Annotated in this window: 11 protein-coding genes and 4 tRNA genes; 7 read left to right on the top strand and 8 right to left on the bottom strand. The window is 34.2% G+C overall.

Features of this window, described 5'->3' with window-relative positions; genetic code table 11:
* Positions 1-31: 31 nt before the first annotated feature.
* The 4 genes from EDB96_RS08030 to EDB96_RS08015 all read right to left on the bottom strand — a co-directional run bounded on the left by EDB96_RS08030 (position 32) and on the right by EDB96_RS08015 (position 519).
* Positions 32-107 (bottom strand) — tRNA-Lys (locus EDB96_RS08030).
* A gap of 55 nt (positions 108-162) precedes the next feature.
* A tRNA-Arg gene (locus EDB96_RS08025) sits at positions 163-236 on the bottom strand.
* A gap of 32 nt (positions 237-268) precedes the next feature.
* Positions 269-343 (bottom strand) — tRNA-Pro (locus EDB96_RS08020).
* A 92-nt stretch (positions 344-435) separates the two neighbouring features.
* Positions 436-519: transfer RNA gene (locus EDB96_RS08015), tRNA-Ser, on the bottom strand.
* 239 nt (positions 520-758) lie between these two features.
* Here EDB96_RS08015 and EDB96_RS08010 point away from each other — a divergent pair.
* Together EDB96_RS08010 and EDB96_RS08005 are read left to right on the top strand one after the other, a co-directional pair.
* A complete protein-coding gene (locus EDB96_RS08010) occupies positions 759-1,937 on the top strand; it encodes an acetyl-CoA C-acyltransferase (RefSeq protein WP_134140076.1) in 1,179 nt (392 codons plus the stop codon).
* Positions 1,938-2,007: 70 nt separating this feature from the next.
* Positions 2,008-2,769, top strand: coding sequence for a C40 family peptidase (locus tag EDB96_RS08005; protein WP_134140075.1), 762 nt, complete (start codon positions 2,008-2,010; stop codon positions 2,767-2,769).
* Between the two features lie 65 nt (positions 2,770-2,834).
* Here the strand turns inward: EDB96_RS08005 and EDB96_RS08000 are convergent, their stop codons facing one another.
* Positions 2,835-3,392, bottom strand: a complete 558-nt coding sequence (locus EDB96_RS08000) for a CPCC family cysteine-rich protein (RefSeq protein WP_208326186.1) — start codon at positions 3,390-3,392, stop codon at positions 2,835-2,837.
* 60 nt (positions 3,393-3,452) lie between these two features.
* Entirely contained in the window at positions 3,453-4,298 is an 846-nt protein-coding gene (locus tag EDB96_RS07995) for an AraC family transcriptional regulator (RefSeq protein ID WP_134140074.1), read from the bottom strand.
* 120 nt (positions 4,299-4,418) lie between these two features.
* Between EDB96_RS07995 and EDB96_RS07990 the strand changes: the two genes are divergently transcribed.
* The 3 genes from EDB96_RS07990 to EDB96_RS07980 all read left to right on the top strand — a co-directional run bounded on the left by EDB96_RS07990 (position 4,419) and on the right by EDB96_RS07980 (position 6,601).
* Positions 4,419-5,405, top strand: a complete 987-nt coding sequence (locus EDB96_RS07990; RefSeq protein ID WP_134140072.1) for an aldo/keto reductase — start codon at positions 4,419-4,421, stop codon at positions 5,403-5,405.
* Between the two features lie 310 nt (positions 5,406-5,715).
* On the top strand, positions 5,716-6,321 hold the full coding sequence (locus tag EDB96_RS07985; RefSeq protein WP_113679454.1) for an NAD(P)H-dependent oxidoreductase: 606 nt from the start codon (positions 5,716-5,718) through the stop codon (positions 6,319-6,321).
* A gap of 1 nt (position 6,322) precedes the next feature.
* Positions 6,323-6,601 (top strand): putative quinol monooxygenase, encoded by a 279-nt coding sequence (locus EDB96_RS07980; RefSeq protein WP_134140071.1) that lies wholly within the window; start codon positions 6,323-6,325, stop codon positions 6,599-6,601.
* Positions 6,602-6,692: 91 nt separating this feature from the next.
* On the opposite strand, the gene EDB96_RS07975 is transcribed toward EDB96_RS07980, so the two are convergent.
* Complete coding sequence (locus EDB96_RS07975) at positions 6,693-7,400, bottom strand: class I SAM-dependent methyltransferase (protein ID WP_134140070.1); 708 nt, start codon at positions 7,398-7,400, stop codon at positions 6,693-6,695.
* A 215-nt stretch (positions 7,401-7,615) separates the two neighbouring features.
* Between EDB96_RS07975 and EDB96_RS07970 the strand changes: the two genes are divergently transcribed.
* Entirely contained in the window at positions 7,616-8,500 is an 885-nt protein-coding gene (locus EDB96_RS07970; protein ID WP_134140068.1) for a LysR family transcriptional regulator, read from the top strand.
* A 234-nt stretch (positions 8,501-8,734) separates the two neighbouring features.
* Positions 8,735-10,018, top strand: a complete 1,284-nt coding sequence (locus EDB96_RS07965; protein WP_134140066.1) for a DUF2130 domain-containing protein — start codon at positions 8,735-8,737, stop codon at positions 10,016-10,018.
* Between the two features lie 41 nt (positions 10,019-10,059).
* Here EDB96_RS07965 and EDB96_RS07960 read toward each other — a convergent pair whose 3' ends face one another.
* A complete protein-coding gene (locus EDB96_RS07960; RefSeq protein ID WP_134140065.1) occupies positions 10,060-10,491 on the bottom strand; it encodes an META domain-containing protein in 432 nt (143 codons plus the stop codon).
* Between the last annotated feature and the right edge of the window lie 12 nt (positions 10,492-10,503).

Here is a 10,503-nt window from a genome sequence, read left to right as displayed (position 1 = left end):
AAAAGCCACTCGATTTGAGTGGCTTTTGATGTGAACGCAGAAGGATTCGAACCTTCGACCGTCCCGATTAAAAATCGGGATGCTCTATCCAGCTGAGCTACGTGATCAAAAACCATTTTTATGCAAAACAAAAAAGCCACTCGATTTGAGTGGCTTTTGATGTGAACGCAGAAGGATTCGAACCTTCGACCGCCTGCTTAGAAGGCAGGTGCTCTATCCAGCTGAGCTATGCGTCCATTTGTTTTAAAACTTTATGGCAAAGTTTTAGTCGGGGTGGCAGGATTCGAACCTGCGGCCTCCTGCTCCCAAAGCAGGCGCGATAACCGGGCTACGCTACACCCCGAGCTTTAGTCATAGATTCGTATCTGTGATCTTCCCGATCTCAATCGGGACACGATAACCGGGCTACGCTACACCCCGAAGGCAAAATTTAAGCGGAGAGACAGGGACTCGAACCCTGGCGACGGTTACCCGTCGACAGATTAGCAATCTGCTCCATTACCGCTCTGGCACCTCTCCAAGCTCAAGAAACGTGTTCTGTTTTGCGGTTGCAAATGTAAGACAACATTCCATTTCTCACAACTATTTTTACGCTTTTTTTTAAGTTTTTTTAATCTTTTTTTAAAAACACTTCACAATCAAACAAATAGAATTAACAAAAATTTCATCTTCAATTTAAAATCACCCTATTCTACACAAAATTTGAATTTATTCAAATAAAGAGTAAATTTGCTTTATTAACTAATATTACACAGAAAATGAACAAAAGAGTTGTTATCGTTTCTGCCGTTAGAACACCTATCGGAAGTTTCATGGGAGGGTTATCTACCGTACCCGCACCAAAATTAGGTGCTGCCGCAATTAAGGGAGCACTTCAAAAAATTAACCTAGACCCAAAATTAGTTGATGAAGTTTTTATGGGTAACGTAATTCAGGCCGGCGTTGGACAAGCTCCAGCTCGCCAAGCAGCTCTTTTTGCTGGTTTGTCTGAAGAAGTTGCCGCTACAACTGTAAACAAAGTTTGCGCTTCTGGAATGAAAGCGGTTATGTTTGCCGCACAGGCTATCGCCTGTGGAGATGCTGAAATCGTTGTTGCAGGCGGAATGGAAAGCATGAGCTTAATTCCACACTACGTACAAATGCGTGCAGGAAATAAATTTGGTCCAGCTACAATGCTTGACGGAATGCAGAAAGATGGTTTAACAGATGCTTACGATAACAACGCAATGGGAGTTTGCGCTGATTTATGTGCAACTGAATATAACATCAGCCGTGAGGAGCAGGATAATTTTGCTATTCAATCTTATGAGAGAAGTGCAAAAGCGTGGGATTCTGGAAAATTTGACAATGAAGTTGTTCCTGTTGAAGTTCCGCAAAGACGCGGAGAACCAATTATATTTTCAAAAGACGAAGAGTATACTAATGTTAAATTAGATAAAATTCCATCTTTAAGCCCTGTTTTTACAAAAGACGGAACTGTAACCGCTGCTAACGCATCAACAATTAATGACGGAGCTGCAGCGTTAGTTTTAATGTCTGAAGAAAAAGCAGATGCATTAGGATTAAAACCTCTAGCCTACATAAAAGGCTATGCAGATGCTGCACAAGAACCAAAATGGTTTACGACAAGTCCAGCCAAAGCATTACCAAAAGCATTAGACAAAGCTGGAATTTCAATTTCAGATGTTGATTATTTCGAATTCAACGAAGCATTTTCTGTAGTTGGTTTAGCCAATGCCAAAATCTTAAATTTAGATAACGAAAAGGTAAACGTTAATGGAGGCGCTGTTTCATTAGGACATCCGCTGGGTTGTTCAGGAGCGCGTATTATTGTAACTTTACTAAATGTTTTAGAACAAAACAATGCTAAAACCGGTGCCGCTGCAATTTGCAACGGAGGCGGTGGCGCATCTGCAATTGTTATCGAAAGAGCTTAAATAATATTATCTAAAATTAGGAGTTATCACAAATTATAACTCCTAATTTTTAACTTATAAATTTCCTTAAATGTTCGGAATTTGCAATTTAGCTATAGTACCCGTTCGATCTGAACCAAGTGACAGAAGTGAAATCGTTACACAACTTTTGTTTGGCGAGCATATCGAAATTTTAGAACGCCATAATCAATGGGCTAAAATAAGAATTCAGTTTGATGACTATGAAGGCTGGGTAGATTCAAAACAATATCAGGTAATTTCTGAGGCAAATTTCAATCAATTGAGTAAAGAGGCGATTATCTTAAATGCCGATTTAATTGATTACATCACCGCTCCCGACAATTTATTACTTCCAATTCCACTAGGAGCTTCATTATCATTTCTAAATAACAGCGAAATCAATGTTTCTAATTTTGATTTTGAGGGAACAAAAACAAGTGGCATCAAACCTAAAAGTGCACTTATAAATACAGCTTTTATGTATTTGAATGCTCCATATTTATGGGGAGGTAAAACACCTTTCGGAATCGATTGTTCTGGTTTTACGCAAATGGTTTACAAATTAAATGGCTATAAAATTCATCGTGATGCCTCACAACAGGCACTTGATGGCGAACCTTTAAGCTTTATTGAGGAAAGTGAAGCGGGAGATTTAGCGTTTTTTGATAACGATGAAGGAAACATTACTCACGTCGGGATTATAATGGACAACAATTACATCATTCACGCAAGCGGAAAAGTTCGTATTGACCGTTTAGACCACACCGGAATTTATAATCCTGAATTGAATAAACACACTCACAAACTAAGAGTAATCAAGAAAATTATTTAAAAAACACAAAAGAAGCATCATTTAAATCGCGTTTATAATTTAATCCGCAGCAAAAATAATTGCTACTATTTTTTATTGTATTTACTTGTACCTTCCTTATCTACAAATTTTAGAGATCCTTCATTTATAGCTCCAAGTTTTTCAAAATTTAATTTTGCTTCTTCTAAAGTCACATCATTTGCTCCATCTCCTCCATTTTCCCAAAAACAAACAGGACAAATATCCCACAAACCGTCTTCTCCATAATCAATAGAATAATATTCACAGCAAGGACATAAACCGGCTCTTTCTACATCACCAAAAATTTCATCATTGAAATTTGTATTTATACTTTTTAGCTTTGTCTCCAGATATAAATTGGTTACATATTTTAATCTGTTTACCAAATAATTAACCACCAAACCTTCTGATTCAACATTAAGAAGTGGATCTGGAGTTTTATGAATTATCTCTATTAAATTCTCTGAAATTTTAGGATAAGAACCTTCTTTGATAGCCGCGATTATTCCTTCTTTATCTCCAAAAAACCAATAATTATATTCTAAAATTTCAAGTTTTTCATTATTTGACAAATTCTGCATTTCATAAACCGCAATAACTTTTTTCGCTTCCTTCCTATTCATAATTCAACTTTACAAAATCCACCACAATCCGCCACAATCCGTATCATCTGCGTGCCATTATTAAGCACTCAATCGAATCGTCTTTCTAAACTCAGACGGACTATATCCTTTCTGTTTTCTAAAAAACTTATTGAAATGGCTTTCATCAGTAAAACCAAATTCATAAGCAATTTCATTAATACGCTTATCGCTGAACTGTAAACGATGTTCAATCAGTTTTGTTTTGTAATTACTGATATATTGCTGCATCGTTTCACTTGCATGTTTCTTGAAATAACGGCCTAAATACGTATTCGAAATTCCAAAATAATCGCTGATAGATTCTGCTTTAATCTTCTCAGGATAATAAATATTATTCTGAATATATTGCAGAATATCCATTGCTTTTCCTTCGGTGCCAATATTTACTTGCTCAGGAAGGTATTTAGCAATATTTCTTGCTACAATAATAATCAAAGTATTTACCAATTGCTGAATCAATTCCTGATTGTAAACATCTTTATCATTATGCTCTCGGCAAATTGCTTCGATCATTACTTTAACCAGACATTTATCGGCATCATTTTTTAAAATACAGCCTGGCTGATGATTAGCATTTTGCAGAATGTATTCCAAACGCTGAATATTTTCGTTCTGCAGACTTGAATTCTTCAAATAAATATCATTAAACCTCAAAAAGAAAAACTTAGTTTCTGTTTCAATTGTAAAATTATGACAATCCTCAGGCGTTAATAAAAACATATGTCCAGCATCATATTCAAAAATATTTTTGTTGATACACTGCATTCCTGTTCCGCTTAAAATATAGACCAATTCAAAGAAATTATGACGATCACCAACATCTGGATATTCATCTAAAGTCTCAAAAGAAACCGTAAAAGGTTCGTACAAATTTTCTTTTTTCATGACACTGATAATTATTTGAAGTTGCAAATTTACATAAAAAAGACAAATATATACAAATTAATAGTCCTAAAAACAGTATAATTTTGCCAAGTGAAATTTAAGATTTAAAAATACAATATCATGGAATATAGAAAATTAGGAAACTCAGAACTTGAATTATCAACTATTACATACGGCGCTTTTGCTATTGGCGGAACCATGTGGGGCGGAAACGAAAAGAAAGATTCAATCGATTCGATCCACGCTTCTATAGATCATGGCGTAACTACAATCGACACTGCTCCTTTTTACGGATTCGGTTTAAGTGAAGAAATGATTGGTGAAGCTATTAAAGGTCAAGATCGTTCTAAAGTTCAACTGCTTACAAAATTCGGTTTGGTTTGGGACGGAAGTAATAACGGAAAAGGAGATTTCTTTTTTGATGCTGATGACAACGGAAAAAAAGTTCCTGTATACAAATATTCATCAAAGGAAAATGTAATAAAAGAAATAGAAGAAAGTTTAAAACGCCTTCAAACTGATTACATTGACCTTTTACAAATTCACTGGCCAGATGCTACAACACCAATTTCTGAAACAATGGAAGCTGTAGAAACCTTAATACAACAAGGAAAAATTAGAGCATTTGGAGTAAGTAATTATAATGTTTCTCAAATTAAGGAAGCACAAAAAACAGTTCAAATTACTTCAAACCAAGTGGCGTACAGCATGCTGAACCGCAAAATTGATACCGATTTAATTCCGTTTACAGTGGCTGAAAACATCGGAATTATTGCTTACAGTCCAATGGAAAGAGGTTTATTGACTGGAAAATATTTCACAGACGGTAAACTAAAAGAAAACGATCATAGAAATGGTTACTTCGGTCAGTTTGATCTTCAAAAAGTAAAAACTTTGGTAGAAGAACTAAGTTCGCTGGCAAACGCAAAACACATTTCAATTTCGCAATTGGTTTTACGCTGGACAAGCTTACAAAAAGGAATCGCAATAGTGTTGGCTGGAGCTAGAAATGCAGAACAAGCAATTTCAAATGCAAAAACAATGGATTTCGATTTATCAGTTTCAGAATTAGATTTCATTAATCAGGCAATTTCGAAACTTAAATAATATTCTTTTAAACACATAGAAACATAGTTTTTTTGTTGTGGTTAAAGGCGTTTCACTTTCATTAACATATCCCGAGGCTTCGGGACTATATGTTAGAAACTAGTTTCTTTTCATTCCTTTTCAAGAAAGAAAATCTATATTTCTATGTGTTAAAAACAATCTCAAAATTTAAATAATTAGAATTTGGGCGTGTCCCTCCGGGTCGGGCTATCCGTTACAATCTTTTGTGTCTCGTTAAAAAACGAGACACAAAAGGATTTCCACTGCTATCCCTCACGCATCCATTTTCAAAAGAAACAATAATTTTAAAATGAAAAAAATATTTATAATCAACGGCGGCCAAAAATTCGCGCATTCAGGTGGACAATTCAATAAAACAGTTCAAGACTGGACAGTTGAATTTCTTTCAAAAAACAATAATTACGAAATAAAAACAACTCATATCGAAGACAATATCGATCTTCAGGAAGAAGTAGAAAAATTCGTTTGGGCAGATTTAATTATCTATCACACACCCGTTTGGTGGTTTCAACTGCCAAATCTTTTTAAAAAATATATCGATGATGTTTTTACACAAGGACACAACAACGGAATCTATAAAAGTGACGGAAGAAGCCGCGTAAATCCAGACATTAACTACGGAACAGGCGGACTTTTACACGGTCGTAAATATATGCTGACAACCAGTTGGAATGCTCCAAAAACAGCGTTTACATTGCCCGGAGAATTCTTCGAAGAAACTTCTGTTGACGACGGCGTAATGTTTGGTTTTCATAAAATGAATAAATTTACAGGAATGGAACGCGTAAACGGATTCCATTTTCATGATGTAGAAAAAGGCGCAACACCAGAAAATATCGTTATCTTTAAAGAAGATTATACGAAACATTTGGAAGAAACTTTTAAAAACTTATAATATGATTTCGATTACCGCAATTTTAAAAAGTAAACCAGAGAACTTAATTGAAGTTCAAAATATGCTGACACATTTAGTAACCGAAACTAGAAAAGAAGCAGCATGTATTCGTTACGATTTACATACTTCCGACAACGTATTTATTCTTTGGGAAGAATGGAGAGATCAAATTGGTCTAGATTCACATAACGCACAATCCTATTTAATTGATTTTATTTCAAAAACCGAAAGCTTAGTCGCAAGCCCAATTCAAGTTTACAAAACAGCTCAAATTTTATAAAGGTTTTCCGCCACTAATTCACGAATTAATTAATCTAAACTTTACACATATAGATTCTAAAAATAAATTCGTGAATTCGTGGCTATAAAGACTACTTTATTCCCCCAAAAGCGCCAAAACACATATTCTTGTGTAAAATTTCTACCTTAGAAAAACCTACTTTTTTCATTAAATCCAATTGGTAATTCATAGATCTTGGCGTATCTTCTTTTGCAATATAATCGAATACATTTTTGCGATATACTGCTCCGCCAATGCCTTCTAGATATTCGCCATAAATCTGCCAGGTATATTCATTCAACAAATCGGTATCCTGTGTAATCAAATCAGAAATCATAAGACATCCACCTGGTTTTAACAATTTAAACAATTTGGTAAAAGTAGTTTCCCAATCCTGATCATCTCTCAAATGATGTAAAACCGCACCAGCCAAAATAATATCAAAACTATTTTCTTCTAAAGCAGCTTCACGAATATCGCCTTGTTGAATTTCGACTTTTCCATTTGTTACTGCCGAAACTCTTTCAAATGCTTTATCCAACATTGGCAAACTCAAATCGACCAGCGTACAATTTAAATTTGGTAATTTAGACAACATCATTAAAGTATAGTTTCCAGCACCGCAGCCAATATCCAAAACATGAGTTGCGTTTGGAACAATTCTTTTTGATGCTTCGGTAATTAATTCTAAAGAAATCTTAGCATCGATTGTGGACAATTGACCAGTTTCTAAATTTGAAAATCGTTCGACATCCTTGTCAAATCTTTCTTTAATCTCTATAATCGTTGATTTTTCCATGTTTTTTATTTTAGATTTCTCTCGCAGACTTTGCAGATTAGCAGCTCTTGTTGCTATTATTGATCGAGATTTTTATGATTAAATTATTTAAATAAATTAATACTCCGCTGTATCCGCAAAACCTGCTTGAGAAATATTTTATTTTTCAAAACTACCTCATTGATACATACTTTAAAAATACTATTTTTATCAATTAATAATACTTATAAAGTATCATGGAATTACGTCATTTAAAATATTTTTTGGCTGTAGCCGAAGAATTAAACTTTACTAAAGCATCAGAAAAACTGTTTATTTCACAGCCACCGCTGAGCCGTCAAATTGCTGAATTGGAAGAAGAACTTCAGGCAAAGCTTTTCATGCGAAACAATAAAAAAGTAGAATTAACCGAAGCAGGAAAATATTTTGAAAAAGAAGTAAAAACCCTTTTTCAAGATTTGGAACGAATTTCATTAAAAACAAAAAAAATTGCAGAGAACATTTCGGGTGAATTCAGAATCGCGTATATCAGTTCCATTTATTCGGCTGTTATTTCAGACTTAATCAAGCATTTAAAGTCGCAATTTCCGTATGTCAATTTCAAACTTTTTGAAGTTTCAACAACAAAACAAATTACAGCATTAGAACAAGGAAAAATCGAAATGGGAATAATTCGTTCACCAATACAATCTCCTAAGATAAAAGCACACTTATGGTTTCAGGACGGATTTTCTATTGTTTTTAATAAAAACATGATTCAATTAAAATCTGAAAAAGATATTTTGGATTTACGAGACGAAACTTTCGTGTTTTTCAACAAAGATTATGCACCTCATTATCATGAAGTTTTGTTAGAACTCTGTGCTTTTTATGGCTTTACTCCGAAAATCATCCATGAAGCAAACAACATTAACTCTATTGTACAATTAGTAAAGAATGGATTAGGAATTTCGATCGTCCCTTCGAATATTGCTAAAAGCAATCAGGATTCTGAGATAGGATTTATCGAATTAAAAAAAGTAAATCTTTTTACCGATGTTTCACTGATTACTTCAAAAGAAGATGATTCTGAAATTACAAAAACGGCTGTTGCTTTTTTATTGAATTTTTCTAAGAAATAAAAAACTGCCACGAATTACAACAATTTTCACGAATTATTTTAAAACAAAGGAAATCCGTAAAATCTAAATATAAAACGTATTTAAATTGCAGCATATAAAACTATTCGTGAAAATTGTTGTAATTCGTGGCAGACAAAAATTTCGTTACAATTTATCACACGAATCGCAGTAAGAAAAACAGAAAGTTTAAATATCTTAGCAAATTCAAATTCTACAATAAAATTTCAATATAAAATGGCCGAGCAATCTTCAATTCAGTGTCCAAACTGCGGAACTCCTATCGATGTCAATGATGTTTTAAAACATCAGTTGGAAGATAGCATCCGTAAAGAATTTCAACAAAAAGCCAGTATTCAAAATCGTGAAATTGAGCTTAAAAACGAACAGTTCGAAAAAGCCAAAGCCGAGTTTGAAGCCAAGAAAAAACAAGAAAACGAACTCTTTGCTGAGCGTTTGGAGCGAGAAAGAAAAATAGCCGAAAAGGAAATCTCTGAAAAGCTTAAAATTAAACTTGAAGAAGAAAACAAAGATCGTTTGCTTTTAATGGAAAAAGAGCTCTCTGAAAAATCAGATAAAATTAGGGAGTTGAATAAAATGCAGGGGGAAATTGCCAAATTACAGCGTGAAAAACTGGAAATGAAAGAAGCAATTGAAGCCGAAGCGCAAAAACAGCTGAATGCAACTTTGGTTTTAGAGCGTGATAAAATTCGTAAACAGGAAGAAGAAAAAAACGAACTAAAAATTAAAGAATACCAAAAGCAGTCTGACGACCAGAAGAAACTTATTGAAGAAATGAAACGCAAGCAGGAACAAGGTTCTATGCAATTGCAAGGCGAAGTAATGGAATTGGCGATTGAAGAATGGCTCGCAAATAATTTTCCGCTTGATAGTATCGATGAAGTTAAAAAAGGCGCAAATGGTGCCGACTGTCTTCAAATTGTAAATACACGTGAACTACAAAATTGCGGTTCTATTTATTACGAAAGTAAACGAACAAAAGCTTTTCAGCCATCGTGGATCGAAAAGTTTAAAAATGATATTAGAACTAAAAGAGCCAATATTGGCGTACTAGTTACCGAAGTGATGCCTTCTGGAATGGAAAGAATGGGAATGCGCGACGGAATCTGGATTTGTACCTATGAAGAATTTAAAGGTCTGAGTGCTGTTTTACGTCAATCCTTAATTCAGGTTAGCCAGGCTGTACAGGCGCAGGAAAACAAAGGCGATAAAATGTCGATGTTATACGATTTCTTGACAAGCAACGAATTCCGACTACAGATTGAAGGAATTGTAGAAGGATTTACGCAAATGCAAAACGACTTAGATTCTGAAAAAAGAGCGATGCAGAGAATCTGGAAACAAAGAGAAAAGCAAATCGAAAAAGTAGTTCATAACACTTTAGGAATGTACGGTTCGATTCGTGGAATTGCGGGAAATGCTGTGCAGACCGTTAGAGCTTTAGAATTAGATTTTATTGAGGAAGATGAAACTGAAGATCCTAAGGAATTATTCGAATAAATAAAAAAAGGCTTCGATTAATTTCGAAGCCTTTCTATTAATTACCCTTTTTTAAAAGACATTGTCAATCCAAACTGATTAGAAAGATAAAGCTTATTGTTTTCAATAGAATAACCTGAAGTGGTTCTTAACAATTGTAGAAATTCGCTTTCTTTTTTTGCATCACATTTTTTAGTTTCTGAAGTAAGATCCAAAAACTGAATTTTTCCTTCTCCTTTAGAAAGTAAATTTCCTTTAATAGCATTGCATCCCGTTGATCCAGAAAAATTTGACGGAGTCAGTTGAACTTTTGGAAAACTTGCGAAATCTTTCTCACTTATTGTTTTTCCGTTCAAATTCTCTAAAATCCAAGTTTGTTGTAATTTCTTTTCAACCGATTTTTCATTTGTTGCAGCAACAGCCGTTGCTTCTTTACTCGATTTGCAGCTTAAAGCCATTGATGCTACAATAAATAACATTAAAATCTTTTTCATGTAAAATAAACA

The sequence above is a fragment of the Flavobacterium sp. S87F.05.LMB.W.Kidney.N genome, assembly GCF_004366435.1.
Lineage (GTDB): Bacteria > Bacteroidota > Bacteroidia > Flavobacteriales > Flavobacteriaceae > Flavobacterium.
This window is presented reverse-complemented; position numbering and strand designations above follow the sequence as displayed.